Genomic DNA, 21197 nt, shown 5'->3' with positions numbered 1-21197 from the left:
GTTTGGGGGAAGTTCGTATTATGTTGGATTACATCGTCCGTCGCCTTCTGGTGATGATACCGACCTTGCTGATCATCAGCATTCTGGTCTTCATCATCATTCAATTGCCCCCTGGGGACTATCTGACCACGCTGATTCAGGAATATCAGGATCGCGGAGAGCAGATCGGTGAGGAGGTTCTGGCCTTCTATCGCGAGAATTACGGTTTTGGCGAGCCGATGTGGAAGCAATATCTGCTGTGGATGAAGGGGATATTGCTGGAAGGCAATATGGGCTATTCCTTTGAATATGAGCTGCCGGTGGCTGATGTCGTGGGCGACCGCATGTTCCTGACCATTCTGGTCTCCTTTGTCACCATCATTTTCGTTTACATCGTGGCCTTCCCCATCGGGGTGTATTCGGCGGTAAATCAGTATTCTCCAGGCGATTATGCCTTGACCCTGGTGGGGTTTATCGGGCTTGCAACGCCCAACTTCCTGTTGGCACTGGTGTTGATGTATCTGGCCAATCAATGGACCGGCGCGTCGATTGGCGGGCTGGTTGATGATGAATTGCGCGATGCCCCGATGAGCTGGGAAAAATTTGTCAGCGTGTTACAGCATCTGTGGGTGCCCGTCATCGTGATCGGTACATCGGGTACGGCGGGCATGATCCGTCGTTTGCGGGCTAATCTGCTGGATGAATTGCACAAGCAATATGTCGTCACCGCGCGGGCCAAGGGCGTATCGCCCCGCAAGGCCCTGTTTAAATATCCCTTGCGCATGGCGCTCAATCCCTTCATCGCGGATATCGGCAATATTCTGCCTGAGATCATTTCAGGCTCTGCCATTGTTTCTATCGTTTTGAGTCTGGAAACCACTGGGCCGATGCTGCTGCGGGCTTTGGAGACTCAGGATATGTATCTGGCGGGGTCCTTTTTGATGGTGTTGGCCTTGCTGACCGTGCTGGGGAATTTGCTGTCTGATCTGGCGCTGGCGGTGCTGGATCCCCGAATACGCCTGGGTGCGGAGGCAACGAAATGAGCGATAGCACTGCAAACACGCCAGACGCCCGCAAGTCGGAACCGCTGGATCATTTTGTCAGCCAGGCCCCGTTTGATGCCCAGGCCGCAACGCTGCTGACGCCAGAGCAGGAGAAATATTATCTATCCTCCCAATGGCGGTTGATGTGGCTGAAGTTCCGCCGCCATAAGCTGGCGCTGTGGAGCGGGATTTATCTGATTCTGGTTTATGCCTCGATCCTGATATCAGAGGTGATCGCGCCCTACAGTTTCACCCACCGGCATACGGATTTCATCTATGCCCCGCCGCAGGAAGTGCGCCTGTTTCATGACGGCAGCCTCATCGGGCCTTATGTCTATCCCTATGATGTGAAACTGAATATGGAGGAATTGCGCTGGGACTATACGGAAGATACCAGCAACCCTCAGAAACTGCGCTTTCTGTGCACCAGTGATGATTATGCCGGGTCGACCTATGAATTCTGGGGTCTGTTTGAAAGCAATTTCCACCTGGTCTGTCCGGCCGCCGGGGGTCAGTTCTTCTTTCTGGGAACCGACCGGCTGGGCCGGGATATCCAGTCCCGCATCATTCAGGGCGCGCGTATCTCGCTGACGGTCGGGCTGATCGGGGTGACGATCAGTTTCGTTCTGGGCATTACGCTTGGCGGTATGGCGGGCTATTTCGGGGGCATGGTGGATTGGTGTGTCCAGCGCGTGATTGAGGTGATCCGCTCCTTCCCCTCATTGCCGCTCTGGATGGCCCTGTCTGCGGCCATGCCGGTCAACTGGTCACCCATCGTGGTGTTCTTGGGGATTACCGTCATTCTGGGCCTGCTGGATTGGCCGGGATTGGCGCGCGCTGTGCGCTCCAAACTGCTGGCCCTGCGGGAAGAGGATTTCGCCGTCGCCGCGCAGTTGATGGGGGCCACGCCGACCCGCATCATCGGCAAGCATCTGCTGCCCAGTTTCACCAGCCACCTGATCGCGTCGGTAACGCTGGCCGTGCCCAGCATGATCCTGGGCGAAACCGCACTCAGTTTCCTAGGATTGGGTCTGAAACCCCCCATCACCAGTTGGGGCGTGCTGTTGAACGAAGCGCAAAACTTCAACGCGGTCGCCCTCTACCCCTGGCTCCTCTGGCCCGCCGCCCCGGTCATCCTGGTCGTACTGGCCTTCCAGTTCTTGGGCGATGGTTTAAGAGACGCGGCGGATCCGTATAAGTAGGGAAATCTTGCAAACTCTGTCCCCGTCACCGATTTTCCCGTCACCATTTTCCCGTCACCCCGGACGTGATCCGGGGTCCAGAGCCTCAAGCGCATAGGGCTTGAATGCCATGGATCCCGGATCGCCCCGACATGGCGCCGCCAGAGGCTGTGCCTGTGTTACGCATCAGCCTTAGGTCAAATCGACAACTTCTGCGTCAGGCGCATTTTTCTTCACGGATTCAATGCCATTCTTGCAGTTTTGCTTGGTTGTGTACCCTTCGCTCGCCGCAATGATCTCTGCGCCGACTTTAAGCCGGAACCGAAATTCACCCGCTTTGTCTTTATAAATCTCAAACTTCCCAGCCATGATCTGGCCTCCTAATACTGCTTCTGACCGGTCGCGGAATTGCTCCGGATTTGTCAGATGGGGAAGGGATTTTCGACAAACAATAGCTAAAATTTAATAAAATTCACTTTGCTACTTCTAGGGTCAAAAAGTGTTGAACTTTTTGTCATAAAGGCCCGCGCAGATTGATAGTCAGGCCACAGAAATAGAAAGTCGCACGATTGGCCCTGGATGCCGGCTCAGGCCCGTCACCCCGGACTTGATCCGGGGTCCAGGGGCGGCAGGTATAGAGTGGGGCGGGTGGCTCTGGATGCCGGATCAAGTCCGGCATGACAATTCTTGGGCGTTAGGTCTTCAGGGTTGCATTCCCTGCATCGTAAACCGGTTCCGCCAGCACCTTGGCCTTGCGGGGTTCACCCAGGATCCAGACCGTCATGTCTGTGCCAGGCTTTGCATAGGCGGGCTGAACATAGGCGAAGGCGAGGCTTTTGCCCACGCGGTGGCCATAGCCGCCCGATGTGGTCAGGCCGATGACTTGACCCTCTCCCACGGTGATGGCTTCGCCACCGGTCGTGTCGCTGTCGCCGGGCTCGACTTCCAGATAGATGATCTGTCCCTGAGCACCGTCCTGTTTGCGCTGCAAGGTCGCGGCCTTGCCGATGAAATCCTTATCAAACTTCACAAAGCGTTCGATGTCGGCCTCAATGGGGGTGATTTCATTGGTCAGTTCCGACCCCCAGCCGCGATAAGCCTTTTCCATACGCATGGCGTTGACGGCATAGGTGCCGAAATGCCCGATGCCATAGGTGCAGCCCGCCTTCATCAGGGCCTCATAGACCGCAGGCATCGCCGCCATGGGGCAGTGCAGTTCCCAGCCCAATTCGCCGATATAGTTGACCCGCAATGCCCGGACCGTCGCCCCTGCAATGGTAAGTTCCTGGGCTGTCAGCCAGCGGAAGGCTTCATTGGATAAATCTGCGCGCGTCACCTGGGACAGCACATCCCGTGCCTTTGGCCCCGCCAGAACCAGATTGCCATAGGTCTGGGAAACATTGGTGACGGTGACGTCTTCACCTTCTTGGATATGCTGGGCCAGCCAATCGAAATCGCGGTCCTCAGCAGCCGCAGCGGACAGGATGTAATAGGCATGCCTGCCCAGCCGCGTGACCGTTGCTTCGCCTTCGATCGCCCCATCGTCATTCAGCATATGAGCCAATGCGATTCCGCCGATTTTCTGTGGCATGCGGTTGGCAAAAACCCGCTCCAGCATCGCCGGGGCATCGGGGCCGCTGACATCGAATTTGGCAAAGGAAGACAGGTCGGCAAGTGCCACGCCTTCGGAGACGAGGCGGCATTCTTTCGCCACGGCATCGAAGGCGTTGTTGTGGCGGAAGCCCGGTTCTTCGTCCTGACCGTCCAGCGCGTAATACTTTACCCGCTCCCAGCCCGAAGCGGTGGTGTACAGGCCACCCGCGGCCGCCAGAATATCATACAGGCTGGATTTGCGCTTGCCGCGCCCGGCCGGGCGTTCTTCGCCGGGCAGATGCAGGGCATACATATGTTCATAATCTTCAATGGAGCGCGCCCGGACATAATCTGAATCTGCCCAGCGGCCAAAGCGGCGTGGGTCCAGGCCCGCCATGTTGATCTCACTTTGGCCATGCACGATCCATTGCGCCAGATACTTGCCACAGCCCGCCCCCTGGGCAATGCCGATAGACGAGCCACAGCATTGCCAGAAATTGCGCAGGCCCGCCGTTGGACCCAACAGAGGATTGGCGTCTGGCGTATGGGGAATGGCGCCGTGGACGATGCGCTTGATGCCGCTTTCGCCCCAGATCGGCATGCGTTCCAGGGTTCGTTCCACCCAGGGGCTGATGCGGTCTAATTCATCGGTAAACAATTCATTCTCGCTGTCCCATTCCGGATAGCCACCCCGATCCGCCCAGGCTTCCTGGGATCCCTCGGTCTCATAAATGCCGATCAGGCCTGATTTTTGCTCCTGCCGATAATAGGCGGATGGATAGGGGTCGCGCATCACCGGCATTTCAACATCAGCGTCGATGAATTGCTGGATCGGCTCGGTGACGATGTAATGGTGCTTCATATTGGTGATCGGCACATCGGACCCGACCCATTGATTGATCAGCCGCGCATAACAGCCCCCGGCATTGACCACATGTTCACAGGTGACAGTGCCCTTTTCAGTCACGACCTGCCATTCGCCGCTGGGCAATTGCACGACATTCAGCACGCGGTTACGGCGTTCAATCTCTGCGCCCCTATCGCGCGCGCCTTTTGCCAGCGCATTGCAACAGCCCGCCGGGTCAACATGGCCGTCATCCAGCGTCCAGGCAGCCGCCAGAACACCGGTCGTATCGACATGGGGGTTGATCGCCTTGATCTCATCGGGGCCGATAACCTGCATGCGGAACCCGATCAGCTTGGCCGTTCCTTCAACTTTCTTGAAATAATCCATCTCCGCCCGATTGGTGGCGAAGCGTAGCCCGCCGCAGCCATGCCAGGAGACATATTGCCCTGTCATCGCTTCCAGTTTGGGATACAGCGTATTTCCATAATGATGGATTTTCGCCATGTTGTAATCAGCGATGAAGCTGGGACATTGACCCGCCGCATGCCAGGTAGAGCCGGATGTCAGCTCCCCCTTTTCAATCAACAGGCTGTCTGTCCAGCCTTCTTGCGCAAGATGATACAGCAGGCCACAGCCCATCATCCCGCCCCCGATGATGACGACGCGCGCGTGTTCTTTCATGCCGATCCGATCCCTTTGCGACCCACTGTTGCTGTCAGCCTAAAAGCGGTGCCTAATATTGACAAGAATTAACAGGGATCAGGGTAACACCTTGTATTTCATAAATTCTTTCACAGGCTGCTGAAATCAATTCATCGACGGTCATGGCGTCCCCTATGCGAGCAGTTCCGGCGCAAACAGGCTTGGAAAGGAATGGTTTCACGGTCTAAGGTAACAGATCAAAAAAACGCGGGGGGTATCATGCAATTCAGACCAACATGCGGCGAGGCGTTTGTACGACTGTTGGAAGATTACAGCGTCGACACGGTCTTTGGCATTCCTGGCGTGCATAATCTGGAACTGTATCGGGGGTTTGCGGGCAGCACGATCCGTCACGTCCTGCCCCGGCATGAGCAAGGTGCCGGATTCATGGCGGATGGCTATGCCAGGGTGACCGGTAAGCCGGGCGTGTGCTTCCTGATCACCGGCGCGGGGGTTACAAATTGCGCCACCCCGATGGGTCAGGCGTTCAGTGACAGCGTGCCTCTGTTGATCGTCAGCAGCGAAAATACCCGCGACACGCTGGGCAAGGGCATTGGCTGTCTGCACGAAATCACCGATCAGTCCGCTGTGACGCGCCCCCTTTGTGCCTTTTCTGAAACCCCGACAGATCCTGAAGAAGTGCCTGGTCTGGTGGCCAGGGCCTTTGATGTGTTTGAAAGCAAGCGCCCCCGGCCCGTCCATTTATCACTGCCCTTGGATATGCTGGCTGAACGGACACGGCTGCAATGGAGCCCCCATCCCGCCGCATCGAAACCTGAGGCGGAGTCCGAGGTAATTGAAGAAGCCGCGATGCTGCTGGAACAGGCCGACCGCCCCTTGATCCTGATCGGGGGCGGCGCGCGGGGTGCCGCGCATCAGGTTTTGGCGCTGGCAGAACGCCTGGACTGCCCAATTCTGGGAACCATTCTGGGGCGCGATATCGTGCCGAATGATCACCCGCTTTCGCTTGGGGGCCTGTTGGTTTCTTCCATCGGGGATGAAATTCTGGCAGATGCCGATGTTATTCTGGCAATCGGCACGGAACTGTCGCCCAATAACAGCTACAGCGATGTGGTCACTCTGCCTGGAAAATTGATCCGTATCGATATTGATGCGGCGGAGTTCGATGCCCGTCACCCTGCCACGGTCGCCATTCGGGCGGATGCTGCGCTGGCAGCGGATTCTTTGTTAAACGCATTGGGCCCTATGGGGGGCGAGCGTGACGGGGCCGGGCGGGTACTGGCGTATAAAGGGCGTCCATCCACGGGCTTCCTGCCGCATCTGGAAAAGAAACATCATGCGGTGCTGGATGAAATCGAAGCTGTTCTGCCGGAAGGATCCATACTGGTCGGTGACATGACCCAGGTGATCTATTCCGCGATCAATCACTTCAAAATCCCCAAAGGGGGAAGATTCCTGTATCCATCGGGCTATGGCACGCTGGGATATGCGTTGCCTGCGGCCATTGGGGCCAAGATTGGCGCACCGGATCGTACCGTTCTGGCGATCGCAGGCGATAGCGGGTTTTTATACACGGCCCCAGAAATGGCAGTCGCAGCAGAAGAGGGGCTGAATATTGTCGCCCTGGTCTGGAACAATCGGGCTTTGGGGCAAATCCGCGACGATATGGTCAACCGCAATATCCGCACTGTTGGCGTCACACCAGAACCGCCCGAATTCGAATATCTGGCAAAGGCGTTCCGCTGGTCCTATACCAAACCCGGCAAGGTTTCAGAAATCAGCAGCGCCCTGAAAGCCGCTTTTGCCGCCAAGGGCCCGACATTGATCGAAGTCCAGGATGGCATTGAGGGGCTTTAGGAGGAAACAGGTGGAGCAATCCAATCTGCCACACCAAACAAGCCTGAAGGGGTTGGGCCCTCACTCCAAAGCGGCATCATGGCCCCGACCGCGGTTCGCGTAACATCGTTGCTGTTTGAATAAGAGATTTTAAAAAACCGTGCACAGCCATTGTTTATGGTGGCGTCTAGAAGAATCTTGAACTGCACCGAAACGTCATCCTTTTTAGAAATCTCGGAGAGGGTTTTACCCTTAAGATTAACGCCATGCTCTACTTCGTGGCGCGATCCGAATAGGCGCCAACAGTAGTCTTTTCCATTATCAATTACGTCGATAAGGACGACATGCGGCAGGATGTCTGCACCCAGCGCGACAGGATCAATTTGGGATCTGGACGGAAGCCCATGTTCCCGTAATGACTGCCAGAAATCAAAAGCCTTCTTGATTTTTATGTATTGAGGGTCGCCAAGGGCGGTTTCATTGTCGACAAATGAAACGACTTCTTTGAACCCCGGCATTTGTGTTAACTCAAGCACTGTTGGCATACTGAATCCTTAAAAGTCACCCTGAGCGAGCCACGAATCCTCATATAGCCCATAACTTTCATGAATGTATATTTAAGTGGCGTTTTCATTCGCAATTTAGAGAAGTTTGATGGGTATGGGAAATATGGTCAAACAGCACCTGCTTCACGCCCAATCCGTCATGCCGAGCATGACCTGTTTTCAGTGCCGAACGCGCCAAAGGTCCATATCCGCCAGGATCGCGGGTCGGGCTTGGGATCAGTAACAAAAAAGATCAGAATGTGGTTTTTCAACGCGTTACACAAAAGTGTCCCAGGAAAGTTGAGAATTACAAATCAGTATATGTCGTCGATCCGAAGATTGGCTCGATTGGCCATGCATGCTTGTTCCTCCTCATCTTGGTCTCAATTTGGGAATTTTCTTGCATTCCCGCCCCTTGCGCCGATATAAGGCGGCAGGAAGGCCGACGGTGGACGGGCGCCTCGCCAACCCGGTCAGGTCCGGAAGGAAGCAGCCGCAACGAGATTTTCGCCCGGGTCGCTTAACGTCGGTCTTCCGCCTTCTCTCCCGAATTCAAGTCAAAAAAGTTGATTTCACAAAGCCGCTGAAGCGGTTTTGGCGGTTGTGCGCAACCCGTCGCCTTGCGATGATGGGGGTATGAGCGATGATGACGACCCACCCTTCGAAACCGACGCGCCTCCCCCCGGTCCTGGCCTGGGTCTGGATGAGCCGCCCCAACCTGTGACCCAATCAATTGGGGGCCCCTCAACAGGGGCTGTGACACCGGCTGCGCCGCAAAAGGCCGACAGCAAGGCCTATCGCGTGCTGGCGCGGAAATACCGCCCGTCAAATTTTGATGAACTGATCGGACAGGAAGCCCTGGTCCGCACCCTGACCAATGCGATTGAGGCGGGGCGGATTGCCCAGGCCTTTATGCTGACTGGTGTGCGCGGCGTGGGCAAAACGACAACAGCGCGCATCGTTGCCAAGGCGCTGAACTGCATCGGTCCCGATGGCACTGGGGGCCCAACCGTGCATCCCTGTGGCGTGTGTCAGCATTGTGTCGGGATTGCCGAAGACCGCCATGTTGATGTCATAGAAATGGATGCGGCGTCGCGCACGGGTGTGGATGATATTCGTGAACTGATCGACGGGGTGCGCTATCGCCCGGTCTCTGCCCGCTATAAAGTCTATGTGCTGGATGAGGTTCACATGTTGTCCAAGAACGCGTTCAACGCGTTGTTGAAGACATTGGAAGAGCCGCCAGAGCATGTGAAATTTGTCTTCGCGACGACAGAAATCAGAAAAGTGCCGGTCACCGTTCTGTCTCGCTGTCAGCGCTTTGATCTGCGCCGGGTGCCGGTGGATCAGTTGGCGGCGCATTTTAAGGGCGTATCCCAGAAAGAAGGCGTGACGATTGAACCCGACGCGCTGGGCATGATTGCACGCGCAGCAGACGGGTCGGTGCGGGATGGCTTGTCGATCCTGGATCAGGCGATTGCACTCAGCGCGGGGTCTGTTTCGACGGAACAGGTTCGCGACATGCTGGGCTTGGCAGATCGTGGCAGAATATATGATCTGTTTGACGCGACAATTCAGGGCGATGCCAAGACGGCGCTGGCTTTGCTGGACGAACTATATGGCGTTGGCGCTGATCCCGTCGTTGTGATCGAAGACCTGTTGGATATCACGCATTTTCTGACGCGGGCCATACTGGTGCCAGAAGCCCTGGACCGGCCGACCACGGCAGAACTGGAACGCACAAGAGGCAAGGATATGGCCCAGCGCCTGTCGCTGCCGGTGTTGGCGCGCGCTTGGCAGATGTTGTTAAAAGGATTGGGAGAGGTGCGCGCGGCCCCCTCTGCGATCCAGGCGGCGGAAATGGTGCTGATCCGTTTGATCCATGTGGCGGATATGCCGACGCCTGGTGATCTGGTTGCCAAATTGAAGGATTTCCAGCCGGGCTCTGGTGCTGGTGGGGGGTCAGGCGGCTCCGGTGGGGGGGGCTCCGGTGGGGGCACCTCTGCGATGATGCAACCAACCCTCATTCGGGGCGGGCGGGGCACTGCGGCGGTGGCACAGGAACAGGGAAGCCCTGCGATATCCGCGCAACAGGCTGATACAGCTTTGCCAAAGACATTTCTGGATGTCGTCGCGCTGTTTGAAGAAAAGCGAAAGGGCATTCTGGCCAGCAATCTAAAGCGCGACGTTCATTTGGTGCATTTCGAACCGGGGCGCCTGGAATTTCGGCCGGGCCGCAATGCTCCGTCAGATCTGCACGGGCAGATCGGAAAAATGCTGAGCGATTGGACCGGCACGCGCTGGGTGGTCAGTATTTCCAATCAGGAAGGCGCGATCACTCTGGCGGAGCAGGAGGCTCAGGCTGATCTGGACCGTCGGGACAGGGCAGAAAAGGATCCGCTGGTTCAAGCCGTGAAAAAGGCCTTTCCCGGCGCACAGATCACCCGCGTGACAGCGGCTGAATCGGACCTGTCCTCTGGCTTGGACGGTTTGGGTCTGGACGGACCGGCAGGGGTGAATGGTCGTTCCGATGACTTGCCAGAAGATCCCGATGCCCCAGATTTCACAGAGTCGGAATTTTTTGATCCGGAAGACGATCTCTAACCATTGAAATGAGGGTATGATGAAGAATCTTGGTTCAATGATGAAGCAAGCCCAGGAAATGCAATCGCGCATGCAGGAAATGCAGGCCCAGATGGAAAATCTGGAAATGCAGGGCAGCGCCGGGGGTGGACTGGTCAGTGTCACGATTACGGGAAAGGGCGAGTTACGCCGCCTGGACATTGATCCCAGCCTGGTTGATCCTGCGGAAAAAGAAGTGATGGAAGATCTGATCGTCGCTGCCGTGAATGATGCAAAGGCAAAGGCGGACGAGCGGATGCGGGACGAAACCCAGAAATTGATGGGGGGGCTGCAACTGCCGCCGGGCATGAAGCTACCTTTTTAAGGGAATGATGAGTCTCCGTCATTCCTGCGAAAGCGGGAATCCAGAGCAGCCAGGCCCGTTGGGTGCCAGTTGCCCTGGACCCCGGATCACGTTCGGGGTGACATAATGTCGGGCTAATCGTGGTTTCGATTGAGTTTTATGATCAATCTAAAATAGGAAATCATGCAGGAAATAGAACGGCTTATCCAGTTATTGGCACGATTGCCGGGGCTTGGTCCACGGTCTGCCCGGCGGGCCGCGCTGATGTTGATCAAGCGCAAGGAAAGCCTGATGCAGCCGCTTGCTGTGGCCCTGGCGGATGCGGCCGAGAAAATTCAGACCTGCAACCGGTGCGGCAATCTGGACACAGCCCCGATCTGTTCAATCTGCACAGATCAGGGCCGCGACAGCGCGACCATCTGTGTTGTGGAGCAGGTCGCCGATCTGTGGGCTTTGGAGCGTACAGGCGTCTTTCGGGGGCGATATCATGTGCTGGGCGGCGTTCTGTCGGCAATTGACGGAATCGGGCCGGAAGATTTGAATATCGGCACACTGCTGGATCGCGTCGGGCCGGAGTCCCCGGTTAAAGAAGTGATCCTGGCGACCAATCTGACGGTGGATGGGCAGACCACGGCGCATTATGTCACGGAACGGCTGGAACAATCCGGTGTGTCTGTCAGCCGCCTGGCCCATGGGGTACCGGTTGGGGGAGAGTTGGATTATCTGGATGATGGGACGCTGGCGACAGCGCTGAAATCAAGACAAGCCGTATAGGAAACCTGCGTTCTTATGACAGCCAAAAAGAAACTGATCTTCCTGGCCCAGATGGGCGCGCCTGGTCGTTATGATCCCGCCATTTTCGCCAATCAGCCGGGCGGGGATAATGAAATCCTGTGGTTTGAACATATGCTGGCGGATTTGGGCCTGTTAGAGAAAATCGCCTATGAGGGGCGGCGGATATGCTATGGAGAACCCCTGCCGCATCCTTCTGAAGGGGATGCTTATGTGATTGGGGGCAGTTTTCATTCCGTCCATGATGACTTGCCCTGGCAGCATGAAATCCGCGCATGGTTGTATGCGATACGCAATGCGGATTATCCGGTCCCGGTTTTTGGTGTATGCGGCGGTCATCAATTGATGAGCCAGGTTCTGGGAGGAACGGTCGAAGGGCTTCCTGGCGAAGCAGCAATTGGCACCTTGCCGATCAATCTGACTGAGGCGGGTCGGGACAGCTATTTATTCGATGGTGTTGTCCCCCGGTTCAATTTTGGAAACGAAGAGCATGTCAGCAGCGCCCCACCGCAGGCCGTCGTTTTGGCGACCGCAACAGATATTCCAAACTGTGCGCTGGATTATGGTCGGGGCTGGATATCGGTGCAGTTTCATCCCGAAGCATCGGATCGATGCATGACCGAGTCCTGGGGTCCTAAAGCTGCCACAATCGCGGATCATTATGTCCCCACGCCAGACGCGCCGCGTCTGTTCCAGAATTTCTTGAAAGCCAACGGGATCCTTTGATTATGAAGAAGCTTGCCACTCGCTCAGCCTTTCTGGGGCTGATCTTGGTTGCCCATACCGCCCATGCCCAAACCGTGTCTGTTCCGGCCCCGGTCGCTGATACCCAGATATCGGTCTATTCCGATGGTCTGTCGGTTGTCTCTGAGCAGCGCCGTGTTTTGTTGGGTACGGCAGGTCAGCGGGTTTCTTTGCCCCATCTGCCAGAAGCCCTGGATATGTCCAGCCTGTCGATTGTGATTGGCACAGAACCGGCGAACAGCATCACGATTCGCCAGGATACGCTGTCCCCACAAGGCCTGTTGGCGCGGTCGGTGGGTCAGGAAATCAGTTGGCTTGTGCCAGTTGGCGATTCCGGTGCGGAACGCGAGATTCGCGGCACATTGGTTAATGTCGACGGCGGCCTGATTTTGAAGGTCGGGGATCGGTACGAGGCAATGCCACCCAATGGTCGCCTGGCCCTGGATCGCCTGCCAGACGGCATGACGGGCGGCCTGGAAATTCAGGCGGAACCGAAAGCGGACCTGTCTGGTGAACAGCCTGTCGATATACGCTATGTCACGCCCAATCTGTCCTGGTCGGCAGACTACACGGCGGTTTTGAATGCGGATCAATCCAGCCTGACATTAAGCGGGCATTATCTGATCACCAATGACACTGACCGCGATTTTACACAGGCCATTCTGCGTCTTGTCGCGGGGGAAACAAACCGTGTTGCGCCCATGCGCAAGGAAGTGCTGGTCCAACGGGCGCAACCGGCGGCAATGATGTCTGTTGCGCAGGATTCAGCCGCGGGCGGTCCCCCCAGGGAAGCCACATTGGGGGATGTGCATATTTATGATGTGCCCGGCGTCACCGATCTGCCGCGCGATTTGACAGTGCGACGCAGCCTGCAGAATCCCGTTACCCTGCCGGTAACAATGAAATATCGCCTGGATGGCAGCGGTATGGTGCATCCGGGACAACCCGGCACGGTGGAAGGATTGCGCCCCAGCGTGCGCCTGTCCTTTAAGAATGGGAAGGATGGACCCCTGGCCAAGGCTCTGCCTGCCGGGCCAGTCCGGGTTTACGGGTCTTTGGCTGAAGACAGCCCGACCGCGCCAGCGGTTATTCTGGGGGAAGACACGATATCCCACCTGCCCATCGGGGCCACGGCGGAACTGTCCCTGGGCCAGGCCTTTGATGTCACAGCGGCGCGTAAGGTCGTTTCCTATGAGACAACAGGGATCGGCCAGGACCGCCGGCCGGACCCTTATCGCGCAACCCATGAAATCACCCTGAAGAATGGTCGCGACACGCCTGTTGAGGTGACTTTGGTCGACGCAGTATATGGTCAGAAATGGTCAATTTCTGATGCGTCGATTGAACCGGAAGCCAAAGCCGCCGACAGCGTGCGTTGGATCGTGCCGGTTCCGGCACAGGGGGAAACGGTTCTGACCTATACGGTGCGCGTGACACCATAATAGGTGGATCAAGTCTTTCCCGTTAGGCGTCACATCGCTAGTCTGGCCCCATGAGCAAACCGGCAGACAATAGCGTCCAGATGACCCCGATGATGACCCAGTATCTGGGCATTAAGGAAGCGCATCCCGATTGCCTGTTATTCTATCGCATGGGCGATTTTTATGAGCTGTTCTTCGAGGATGCGAAAGAGGCTGCGGCGTCCCTGGATATCGCCTTAACAAAGCGGGGCCAGCATCTGGGGGAAGACATCCCGATGTGCGGCGTCCCGGTGCATGCGGCGGAAACCTATCTGTCGCGTCTGATTAAAAAGGGCCACCGGGTCGCGGTCTGTGAACAGACCGAAGACCCGGCAGAAGCGAAAAAGCGGGGTGGGAAATCTGTCGTCAACCGGGCCATTGTGCGGGTCGTGACGCCGGGCACCCTGACCGAAGACACGCTGTTGGATGCCCGATCCCATAATTATCTGGCCGCGCTGGCGCGCACCGCTGGCGATGGCTATGCCCTGGCATGGTGTGACATGTCGACCGGACAGTTAATGTGTCAGCCTGTTGAGGCTGCAGGCCTGGCATCTGCCCTGTCACGGATCGCGCCGGGAGAGTTGATTCTGGGCCAGAAGCTGGTCGCGGAAGACTCCCAGTTCTACGAGATGTTCCGGGAATGGCGGGATCGCCTGACGCCCTTACCGGATTCCAGATTCGATTCCACCAATGCCGAACGACGGTTGAAGGATACCTTTGGGGTGTCTGCCCTGGATGCCTATGGTGATTTTGATCGTGCAGAATTGGCAGCATTGGGGTCCTTGGTTGAATATCTGGATCTGACGCAGGTGGGCAAACTGCCCCGGCTGGAACCGCCGATGCGTCTGGCGGTGGGGGCCTTGTTGGAAATCGATCCCGCAACCAGGCGTAATCTGGAAATCACCCGTAGTTTGACCGGGGACCGGACGGGAACCCTGTTGGCGGCGGTGGATCGCACCGTGACAGGCCCGGGCGCGCGTCTGTTGGCGCAGCGCCTGTCTGCGCCCCTGACCGATCCGGGCGGGATTGGGGACCGGCTGGATGCGGTCAGTTTCTTTGTGGAAAATGAGGCCCTGCGCAATGATCTGCGCGATATCCTGAAGGGCGCCCCAGACCTGGAACGGGCACTGGGTCGCCTGATCGTTGGGCGCGGTGGGCCCAGGGATTTGCTGGCCCTGCGGGATGGGTTGGCCTTAACGAACAAGATCAAGGCGCTGCTGGGGTCAGAAACGCCGCCCATGGAAATTGCCCAGGCTGTGCTGGATATGGGACGGCATGATGTATTGATCGACCGCTATACCCGCGCCTTGAAGTCGGAACCGCCCTTGTCTGCAAAGGATGGCGGGTTCATCGCGCAAGGCTATGCACCGCATCTGGATGAACAGGTGACCTTGCGTGAGGAAGGCCGTCGCCTGATTGCCAATCTTGAGGCTGGATATCGCAAGGATACCGGTGTTGATGGCTTGCGCATCAAACACAACAATGTGTTGGGCTGGTTTGTGGAAGTCACCGTAAAACATGCGGAAAAAATCGGCGAACCCTTCATCCATCGGCAATCCATGGCCAATGCGGTGCGCTATACAACGGTTGAGTTGAATGAACTGGCCCGCAACATTTCTGAGGCGCGCGATCGCGCCCTGGCGGTCGAGTTGGAAATTTTTGATGATCTGGTAGAGGAAGCCCGCAAAAGGGACCGGGAAATTGCCGCTGCCGCGCGGTCTCTGGCCTTGCTGGACCTATATGCCGCCAGCGCGGACCTGGCCGTCGTGCGGGATTACAGCCGTCCACAGGTTGATGGGTCTCTGGCCTTCTCCATCGAGGGCGGGCGCCATCCGGTGGTCGAAGCCGCCCTGGCCAGCCAGGGGGACGGGGCCTCTTTCGTCGCCAATGGCTGTGACCTGGGGCGCGACCAGCGCCTGTGGCTGATCACCGGGCCGAATATGGCGGGTAAATCGACCTTTCTGCGGCAAAATGCCCTGATCGCCATCCTGGCGCAGGCGGGCCTGTTTGTGCCGGCCCGCCGTGCCCATATCGGGGCTGTGGATCGCCTGTTCAGCCGGGTTGGCGCATCGGATGATCTGGCGCGGGGTCGGTCCACCTTTATGGTGGAAATGGTGGAAACCGCGACGATCCTCAATCAGGCAACACAGCGCTCTCTGGTCATCCTGGACGAGATCGGGCGCGGTACGGCGACATTTGATGGCCTGTCCATCGCCTGGGCCTGTGTCGAACATCTGCACGAGGCGGCGCAGTCACGCGCCCTGTTCGCCACCCATTATCATGAGTTAACCGCCCTGTCGGAACGACTGGACGCGCTCAGCCCGCATTGCATGCGGGTCAAGGAATGGGACAATCAAGTCGTATTCCTGCACGAAGTTGCCCCCGGTGCCGCAGACCGGTCCTATGGCATCCATGTGGCGAAGCTGGCCGGCTTGCCTGCCGCTGTTATCGTTCGGGCGGAAGAGGTTTTAAGCGCCCTGGAAAAGGGTGAACAATCCGGCGCCGTCACGCGTTTGGTCGATGATTTGCCCCTGTTCCGCGTTGCCAGCCGACCCGCTCAACCGGCAAAAGCCGCAAAAGGCCCCAGTGCCAGTGACGCTGCCCTGGCGGAGATAAATCCAGATGACCTGAGCCCCAAAGAAGCCTTGGATGCGCTGTATCGCCTGCGCGCCTTGCTACAGGAGTAAGCGATGCCTAAGACCACCGGAACTGCCGCTCCAAAGCCCGCAAACCTAGCGCTTCAAGGGGGTGGGGCGCATGGGGCATTTACCTGGGGGGTGTTGGACTATCTGCTTGAACATAATCTGCTGAAGATTGAGGCGATCAGTGGCACGTCTGCTGGTGCCATGAATACCGTCGTCCTGGCGCAGGGGTTTCATCTGGGGGGTCCGGACGGGGCGCGCGAAGCTTTGGCGACATTCTGGGAATCGGTGGCGGATTTGGGCCGCTGGAGCCCGGTTCAGCGCACCCTGCTGGATGTTTTTATGGGGCATTGGAGTCTGGAATATTCCCCGGGCTATGTCCTGGCCGATTTAATGGGCCGGGTTGTTTCCCCGTATGAAACCAACCCCCTGAACCTGAACCCGCTGCGGGGGTTGCTGGAGTCTCAGGTTGATTTTGAGGCGGTGTGGAACTGTCATCAATTCAAGCTGTTTCTGTCTGCGACCAATGTGGAAACCGGGCGGGTGAAGGTGTTTAAGGGCAAGGAAATCAATGCGGATGTCGTGCTGGCGTCTGCCTGTCTGCCGTTCTTGTTTCAGGCCGTGGAGATCGATGGCGTTCCCTATTGGGATGGCGGCTACATGGGGAATCCGGTCCTGTTTCCCTTCTTTGACTCCAAGAGCTGTTCCGATGTGGTAATCGTGCAGATCAATCCAGTCTATCGAAAAGGCGCACCTAGGACCGCACGGGAGATTATGGATCGGGTGAACGAGATCACCTTTAATGCAAGCCTTTTGAGAGAGTTCCGCGCCATTGATTTCGTCGCTAGACTGTTGGAAGAAGGACGGCTGAGCCACGAGCAGTATAATGCCGTACGCGTACATATCATCGGGGAGCAGGAATTGGACACGTTGGGTGCCTCGTCAAAGATGAATACGGAATGGACATTCCTGAAACATCTGCGCGATATGGGAAGGGCCGCCGCTCAGAAATGGGCGGATAAGGATCTACAGCATCTGGGCAAGAAATCCTCTGTCAATCTGCGTCGACTGTTCCAGGGAACGGAGAACAAATGAACCAACATCCGCAAAAGCCGGATCAACATCCGATTAAAAAAGCCGCCTGGCAGGGGTATCAGGATTACCGCAAGGAAATGTCAGATCGCCACAGCCTGTCCGCCTGGCGACAGTTTTCCTTGCGATCCATGTTGCGGTTAGCGGCGATCCTGGTGGCAATCGCCATTCTGTATGATCTTTTAAAAAATGCCTAAGACCCCAGAAAATTGAGCTGTTTCAGAACCAGGCACGCCATCCGTCAAATTCAGTGACCAGTTCTGCCACGCGGCGATGTCCGGCATCGTCAGGATGAACGCCATCGCCCTGATCCAGCATGTCGTTCCAGTCCGGGTCCTGCGCTAACAGGGTGTGGAGATCCAGATAGGGGATGCCGATCTGTGCCGCAGCGGTGCGATAGGCGTCGTTCAATTCTGCCGTGCGTGAACGATCAAATGTATAGGTGACGCCGGGGCCTGGAGAAATCACAGGGGGCGTACGCCGTACCGGTGTCATACCGATCCATAGTGTTGGCAGTAGGTCCTTTGCCTGCGACAGCATGGAAACCGCCGTTGCCAGGGAGTCGCCTTTTGGAACTCTGACGCCGGTTCCATTGAAATCGGCGCAATCATTCACGCCGAACATAAAAACCAGCCGACCGGTGACATGGGCCGGCAGGCGCGGTGCATATTCATGCCGCCAGCGTTGCGCGATATCCGTCGATGTTTCCGCACGAATACCCAAATTATAGCAACTGACATCATGCCCGCGCACCACACCTTCCTGTTCACAGGCATAAGACGGCCAGCCACGACAGGCAATGTCGCCGGTCCCTATGGTGATGCTGTCGCCGAAAAAGCAAATTCTTTGCACGGTGGTCATTGTGGTTGCCCCAGTCTTTTTTTCATGAAATCGATCAGCGCTGTACGGGACAGGGTGAAATCGGACTCGATCCACCGATCCTCTGCCTCTTTCAGCAATCGGCCCATATGCGGCCCCGGTTCCATCCCCAGAGCCAGCGCATCTTTCCCTGTGATCGGCAGCGGCGTTGGGTGCCATTCCCCGGTTTGGGTCAGCAGGGTATGCCAGGCCTCCCCGTCTCTTGCCAGACCGATCCAGCCTCGGTCGCGTGCCGCAACCGGGCCGACAGAATAAATGAACCGGCGTGCCGCAACGGCATCCGGGGGGGCGCTGATCGGGGCTGCCAGGGTTTGCAATCGCGCGCGATCGGCACCAGACAGTTTCAGCCGGTCCGCAATATGCGCTGCGCCGTCTGGGTCTTCAGGAATCAGGCATGCCAGGCGCAAAATCCAATCGGGCTCCCCATCATCCTGGGCGATCAGGCGCATCAGGCCGTTGATATCCCGTGCTTCAGGCAGCCAATGGGTCAGAAACGATCCGTCGCGCAGTGCGATCAGGGCGGGAACAGGGTTTTTCGCCGTCAAAAGGCGCATTATTTCTCCCGCCACCCGTTCCGCCGATAGCGTGCCAAGCAGGTCCTTGTTACGGGTGCAGGCGGCCAGACCATCGGGATCCAACGGGTTGAAGCCCAATTGCGCATGGAACCGGAAGAATCTCAGGATGCGCAGAACATCTTCTTGAATGCGCGTATCAGGATCACCGACAAAGCGCAGGCGTTTGGCGATAATATCCTCATATCCCTGATGACCGTCATACAGACGGCCCTGCTGGTCCGCATACAGCGCATTGATGGTGAAATCCCGGCGCAGCGCGTCTTCCCGCCAATCGGTCGTATAGGCGACGACCGCGCGCCTGCCATCGGTTTCGACATCCCGCCTCAGGCTGGTTATCTCAACCGTGCGATTGGGTAAAACCGCGGTGACGGTGCCAAAATCCAGACCGGTTGGCACTGATTTGATCCCCGCACTGGTCAGGGCGTCTTGGGTGCCCACAGGTTCCAGCGTGGTGGCCATATCGATGTCATGAACCGGGCGTCCCAACAGCGCGTCACGCACGCAACCGCCGACATAGCGCAAGTCGCCCCCGGCGGTGCGGATCGCGTCGAACAGGCGGATTAAGTCGGGGTCCTGCATCCAATCCTGGTCGGGAAGAAATAAGTCCGGTTTAACCATCAAATGCCCTAGTCATCAGTGGGGGGCCGGGGGATTGGCTCATAATGGCCGGGAATCATTTCACCATTCACCACGGTCGGGGGAACCCAGCGCCCTTCCTGAACCGGTTCGCCAAAGAAAAACAGAACGACCAATGTCGCTGTTGCCAGAACACTGCCAACGGAAAACAAGATTGCCCAGGGCCATGTCTGCCAGCTTGCCAGGGGTTTCCCATCGGCCAGGGCCTCTTTCTTGCGGTTGGTGAACCATGCCCAGATCGCATACAGAATGAAGGGTGCGATAAAGGGGATAAGGATGGAGATAATGGTGCGGGTCATACCCGGTAAACTCCCTTTTGTGTGGTGTCGTCACACGATGTTAGAAACGGTATCGTCTTTGGCTTTTTCGGCAACAGTTTCCAGAATGTCGGTCAGGTTGACGATCATGCCAGCGGTGGCACCCCAGATATAGAAGTTCCCAAATGGAATGGCATAGAATTGGCGTTTAACGCCAGCCACTTCCTGGGAATGCCGCTGATGATTGGTGCGGTTCAGCAGGAAATGTAAGGGGACTTCAAAAATCTCGTCCACTTCCCGGGGCGCCGGGCGCGGGGTAATGGGGGGGGTGATGCTGCCAATGACCGGCGTGACGGTATAGCCGGTGCGGGTGACATAGGGGACCATTTCGCCCAGGACCTGAACCTGATGGCGCGCAATGGCGACTTCCTCTTCTGTTTCGCGCAGTGCTGTTTCGATCAGGCTCGCATCTGTCATATCGCGCCGCCCACCGGGAAAGGCGATCTGCCCCCCGTGATCGCGTAAATGGGCGGTGCGACGGGTCAACAGGACGGTCGGGCCTTCGTCTCTCTGGATTAAGGGGATCAGGACGGCGGCATCAATCAGATCCGGGCGCAAGGGGCGCATACCGGGATTCAAATCAGAATCCCCGCGCGGTGTCGGCGTCTTCAGCATGGCGTGGCGCAAACGTTCTTCGATACTCAAAATATCCATTCGGTCCTCAACTCTTAATCAGCGGCGGCCGCTGGAACGCGCCCCAGGCAGAAACGACTGCCAGCGCTTTCTATTTCCAGGGCAATGCCGCCTGAAACAGGAATTTCTTTGGCCCGGGCGACCAGATCATAAAAGATGGGGCGCAGGATCAATGCATCCAGCCCGTCTCTTACCTCAATATAGGGAGCGGGTTCCCCGGTTTCAGGATTTTCGGTCACCCGTATGGCGTGATCCTCTCCCGCCGTTACCCAGTAATCCAGATTCGTTCGAAATGACAGGGTTTTACGTCCCTGCTCATCGTGATCTTCCCGCATTTCCACTGCGGTGAAAGGCGCATCTTCTACGGTGATGCGGCCCCGCTCTCCTGGTGTGACCAGCCAGTATTGACCGGCATCATCACGCTGCAGGACAGTGGCGAAGAGCTGGCACAGCTTGTGCCGGCGGATCGGGTCGCCCTGATAGGTCCAGGTGCCGTCTCTCAAGATCGCAATGTCGAAATCACGATAGGTTTCCGGCCAGTCGAACCCGCTTAACCCTTCACCGGTTCTCATCAATTCCTTGAGAGATTTGCGGGGGGGCCCTTGTTTCGGCATGGTCAGAACCTCAGCTTTGTTTATGGTGGCAAAGAACGGTTCTCAGTATGGCGTGAATTGCCCGCACCGGGAAACCATCATGCCTGTTATTACGTAGTGTTAAGAGCACAGTGTTAAAGGCAAGCCGCGACAGGGAAATTTGATTTTGAAAAGTCATGGCATTCTTCGTGTGCCTTTGGCACTGTTTGAAAGACAGGCCC

The 21197-nt window shown here is 57.2% G+C and carries 20 protein-coding genes and 1 other RNA gene; 12 read left to right on the top strand and 9 right to left on the bottom strand.

Features of this window, described 5'->3' with window-relative positions:
• Nucleotides 1-20: 20 nt before the first annotated feature.
• Complete coding sequence (locus tag ACOSDM_RS14265; protein ID WP_420725205.1) at nucleotides 21-1022, top strand: ABC transporter permease; 1002 nt, start codon at nucleotides 21-23, stop codon at nucleotides 1020-1022.
• A complete protein-coding gene (locus ACOSDM_RS14260) occupies nucleotides 1019-2224 on the top strand; it encodes an ABC transporter permease (RefSeq protein ID WP_420725204.1) in 1206 nt (401 codons plus the stop codon). Before ACOSDM_RS14265 ends, ACOSDM_RS14260 begins: the two co-directional genes overlap by 4 nt.
• A 171-nt stretch (nucleotides 2225-2395) precedes the next feature.
• Here ACOSDM_RS14260 and ACOSDM_RS14255 read toward each other — a convergent pair whose 3' ends face one another.
• The 3 genes from ACOSDM_RS14255 to ACOSDM_RS14245 all read right to left on the bottom strand — a co-directional run bounded on the left by ACOSDM_RS14255 (nucleotide 2396) and on the right by ACOSDM_RS14245 (nucleotide 5324).
• Entirely contained in the window at nucleotides 2396-2572 is a 177-nt protein-coding gene (locus tag ACOSDM_RS14255) for a YegP family protein (RefSeq protein ID WP_420725203.1), read from the bottom strand.
• Nucleotides 2573-2717: 145 nt separating this feature from the next.
• A complete protein-coding gene (locus tag ACOSDM_RS14250; protein ID WP_420725202.1) occupies nucleotides 2718-2882 on the bottom strand; it encodes a hypothetical protein in 165 nt (54 codons plus the stop codon).
• A gap of 15 nt (nucleotides 2883-2897) precedes the next feature.
• Nucleotides 2898-5324: a GcvT family protein gene (locus ACOSDM_RS14245; RefSeq protein ID WP_420725201.1), complete on the bottom strand. Its 2427-nt coding sequence runs from the start codon at nucleotides 5322-5324 to the stop codon at nucleotides 2898-2900.
• Nucleotides 5325-5564: 240 nt separating this feature from the next.
• Between ACOSDM_RS14245 and ACOSDM_RS14240 the strand changes: the two genes are divergently transcribed.
• Nucleotides 5565-7163, top strand: coding sequence for a 5-guanidino-2-oxopentanoate decarboxylase (locus tag ACOSDM_RS14240; RefSeq protein ID WP_420725200.1), 1599 nt, complete (start codon nucleotides 5565-5567; stop codon nucleotides 7161-7163).
• Here ACOSDM_RS14240 and ACOSDM_RS14235 read toward each other — a convergent pair.
• Nucleotides 7160-7687 (bottom strand): PAS domain-containing protein, encoded by a 528-nt coding sequence (locus ACOSDM_RS14235; protein ID WP_420725199.1) that lies wholly within the window; start codon nucleotides 7685-7687, stop codon nucleotides 7160-7162. The two genes, ACOSDM_RS14240 and ACOSDM_RS14235, sit on opposite strands and share 4 nt — an antisense overlap.
• Before the next feature lie 439 nt (nucleotides 7688-8126).
• On the opposite strand from ACOSDM_RS14235, the gene ffs reads away from it, so the two are divergent.
• The 9 genes from ffs (at nucleotide 8127) to ACOSDM_RS14190 (ending at nucleotide 17540) form a co-directional block, all read left to right on the top strand.
• Nucleotides 8127-8223, top strand: an RNA gene (gene ffs, locus ACOSDM_RS14230) — signal recognition particle sRNA small type.
• 100 nt (nucleotides 8224-8323) lie between these two features.
• On the top strand, nucleotides 8324-10291 hold the full coding sequence (locus tag ACOSDM_RS14225; RefSeq protein ID WP_420725198.1) for a DNA polymerase III subunit gamma/tau: 1968 nt from the start codon (nucleotides 8324-8326) through the stop codon (nucleotides 10289-10291).
• A 19-nt stretch (nucleotides 10292-10310) separates the two neighbouring features.
• Nucleotides 10311-10634, top strand: coding sequence for a YbaB/EbfC family nucleoid-associated protein (locus ACOSDM_RS14220; RefSeq protein WP_420725257.1), 324 nt, complete (start codon nucleotides 10311-10313; stop codon nucleotides 10632-10634).
• A 162-nt stretch (nucleotides 10635-10796) separates the two neighbouring features.
• A complete protein-coding gene (gene recR / locus ACOSDM_RS14215) occupies nucleotides 10797-11387 on the top strand; it encodes a recombination mediator RecR (RefSeq protein ID WP_420725197.1) in 591 nt (196 codons plus the stop codon).
• A gap of 15 nt (nucleotides 11388-11402) precedes the next feature.
• Nucleotides 11403-12131, top strand: coding sequence for a type 1 glutamine amidotransferase (locus tag ACOSDM_RS14210; protein ID WP_420725196.1), 729 nt, complete (start codon nucleotides 11403-11405; stop codon nucleotides 12129-12131).
• Nucleotides 12132-12133: 2 nt separating this feature from the next.
• Nucleotides 12134-13591 carry a DUF4139 domain-containing protein gene (locus tag ACOSDM_RS14205; protein ID WP_420725195.1) on the top strand — a complete coding sequence of 486 codons (1458 nt, stop codon included), beginning with the start codon at nucleotides 12134-12136 and terminating at the stop codon, nucleotides 13589-13591.
• A 50-nt stretch (nucleotides 13592-13641) separates the two neighbouring features.
• Nucleotides 13642-16296, top strand: a complete 2655-nt coding sequence (gene mutS, locus ACOSDM_RS14200) for a DNA mismatch repair protein MutS (RefSeq protein WP_420725194.1) — start codon at nucleotides 13642-13644, stop codon at nucleotides 16294-16296.
• A gap of 3 nt (nucleotides 16297-16299) precedes the next feature.
• A complete protein-coding gene (locus ACOSDM_RS14195) occupies nucleotides 16300-17346 on the top strand; it encodes a patatin-like phospholipase family protein (RefSeq protein ID WP_420725193.1) in 1047 nt (348 codons plus the stop codon).
• On the top strand, nucleotides 17343-17540 hold the full coding sequence (locus ACOSDM_RS14190) for a hypothetical protein (protein ID WP_420725192.1): 198 nt from the start codon (nucleotides 17343-17345) through the stop codon (nucleotides 17538-17540). Before ACOSDM_RS14195 ends, ACOSDM_RS14190 begins: the two co-directional genes overlap by 4 nt.
• 22 nt (nucleotides 17541-17562) lie before the next feature.
• Here ACOSDM_RS14190 and ACOSDM_RS14185 read toward each other — a convergent pair whose 3' ends face one another.
• From ACOSDM_RS14185 to ACOSDM_RS14165, 5 genes are read right to left on the bottom strand one after another with little or no spacing between them, the layout of a single operon-like run.
• Nucleotides 17563-18204 (bottom strand): GDSL-type esterase/lipase family protein, encoded by a 642-nt coding sequence (locus ACOSDM_RS14185; RefSeq protein ID WP_420725191.1) that lies wholly within the window; start codon nucleotides 18202-18204, stop codon nucleotides 17563-17565.
• Nucleotides 18201-19415, bottom strand: a complete 1215-nt coding sequence (locus ACOSDM_RS14180; RefSeq protein ID WP_420725190.1) for a CCA tRNA nucleotidyltransferase — start codon at nucleotides 19413-19415, stop codon at nucleotides 18201-18203. The genes ACOSDM_RS14185 and ACOSDM_RS14180 overlap by 4 nt, the downstream gene beginning before the upstream one ends.
• An 8-nt stretch (nucleotides 19416-19423) precedes the next feature.
• Nucleotides 19424-19732, bottom strand: coding sequence for a hypothetical protein (locus ACOSDM_RS14175; protein WP_420725189.1), 309 nt, complete (start codon nucleotides 19730-19732; stop codon nucleotides 19424-19426).
• A gap of 30 nt (nucleotides 19733-19762) precedes the next feature.
• Nucleotides 19763-20404 carry a CoA pyrophosphatase gene (locus ACOSDM_RS14170; protein ID WP_420725188.1) on the bottom strand — a complete coding sequence of 214 codons (642 nt, stop codon included), beginning with the start codon at nucleotides 20402-20404 and terminating at the stop codon, nucleotides 19763-19765.
• 14 nt (nucleotides 20405-20418) lie between these two features.
• On the bottom strand, nucleotides 20419-20955 hold the full coding sequence (locus ACOSDM_RS14165) for a DUF1285 domain-containing protein (protein WP_420725187.1): 537 nt from the start codon (nucleotides 20953-20955) through the stop codon (nucleotides 20419-20421).
• Nucleotides 20956-21197: the final 242 nt, after the last annotated feature.

The organism is Hwanghaeella sp. LZ110, assembly GCF_048892525.1.
GTDB lineage: Bacteria > Pseudomonadota > Alphaproteobacteria > UBA8366 > Aestuariispiraceae > Pacificispira.
This window is presented reverse-complemented; position numbering and strand designations above follow the sequence as displayed.

Coding starts and splice junctions, on each gene's coding strand:
- ACOSDM_RS14265 (WP_420725205.1), top strand. CDS start 21: ATGTTGGATTACATCGTCCGTCGCCTTCTGGTGATGATACCGACCTTG.
- ACOSDM_RS14260 (WP_420725204.1), top strand. CDS start 1,019: ATGAGCGATAGCACTGCAAACACGCCAGACGCCCGCAAGTCGGAACCG.
- ACOSDM_RS14255 (WP_420725203.1), bottom strand. CDS start 2,572: ATGGCTGGGAAGTTTGAGATTTATAAAGACAAAGCGGGTGAATTTCGG.
- ACOSDM_RS14250 (WP_420725202.1), bottom strand. CDS start 2,882: ATGCCGGACTTGATCCGGCATCCAGAGCCACCCGCCCCACTCTATACC.
- ACOSDM_RS14245 (WP_420725201.1), bottom strand. CDS start 5,324: ATGAAAGAACACGCGCGCGTCGTCATCATCGGGGGCGGGATGATGGGC.
- ACOSDM_RS14240 (WP_420725200.1), top strand. CDS start 5,565: ATGCAATTCAGACCAACATGCGGCGAGGCGTTTGTACGACTGTTGGAA.
- ACOSDM_RS14235 (WP_420725199.1), bottom strand. CDS start 7,687: ATGCCAACAGTGCTTGAGTTAACACAAATGCCGGGGTTCAAAGAAGTC.
- ACOSDM_RS14225 (WP_420725198.1), top strand. CDS start 8,324: ATGAGCGATGATGACGACCCACCCTTCGAAACCGACGCGCCTCCCCCC.
- ACOSDM_RS14220 (WP_420725257.1), top strand. CDS start 10,311: ATGAAGAATCTTGGTTCAATGATGAAGCAAGCCCAGGAAATGCAATCG.
- recR (WP_420725197.1), top strand. CDS start 10,797: ATGCAGGAAATAGAACGGCTTATCCAGTTATTGGCACGATTGCCGGGG.
- ACOSDM_RS14210 (WP_420725196.1), top strand. CDS start 11,403: ATGACAGCCAAAAAGAAACTGATCTTCCTGGCCCAGATGGGCGCGCCT.
- ACOSDM_RS14205 (WP_420725195.1), top strand. CDS start 12,134: ATGAAGAAGCTTGCCACTCGCTCAGCCTTTCTGGGGCTGATCTTGGTT.
- mutS (WP_420725194.1), top strand. CDS start 13,642: ATGAGCAAACCGGCAGACAATAGCGTCCAGATGACCCCGATGATGACC.
- ACOSDM_RS14195 (WP_420725193.1), top strand. CDS start 16,300: ATGCCTAAGACCACCGGAACTGCCGCTCCAAAGCCCGCAAACCTAGCG.
- ACOSDM_RS14190 (WP_420725192.1), top strand. CDS start 17,343: ATGAACCAACATCCGCAAAAGCCGGATCAACATCCGATTAAAAAAGCC.
- ACOSDM_RS14185 (WP_420725191.1), bottom strand. CDS start 18,204: ATGACCACCGTGCAAAGAATTTGCTTTTTCGGCGACAGCATCACCATA.
- ACOSDM_RS14180 (WP_420725190.1), bottom strand. CDS start 19,415: ATGGTTAAACCGGACTTATTTCTTCCCGACCAGGATTGGATGCAGGAC.
- ACOSDM_RS14175 (WP_420725189.1), bottom strand. CDS start 19,732: ATGACCCGCACCATTATCTCCATCCTTATCCCCTTTATCGCACCCTTC.
- ACOSDM_RS14170 (WP_420725188.1), bottom strand. CDS start 20,404: ATGGATATTTTGAGTATCGAAGAACGTTTGCGCCACGCCATGCTGAAG.
- ACOSDM_RS14165 (WP_420725187.1), bottom strand. CDS start 20,955: ATGAGAACCGGTGAAGGGTTAAGCGGGTTCGACTGGCCGGAAACCTAT.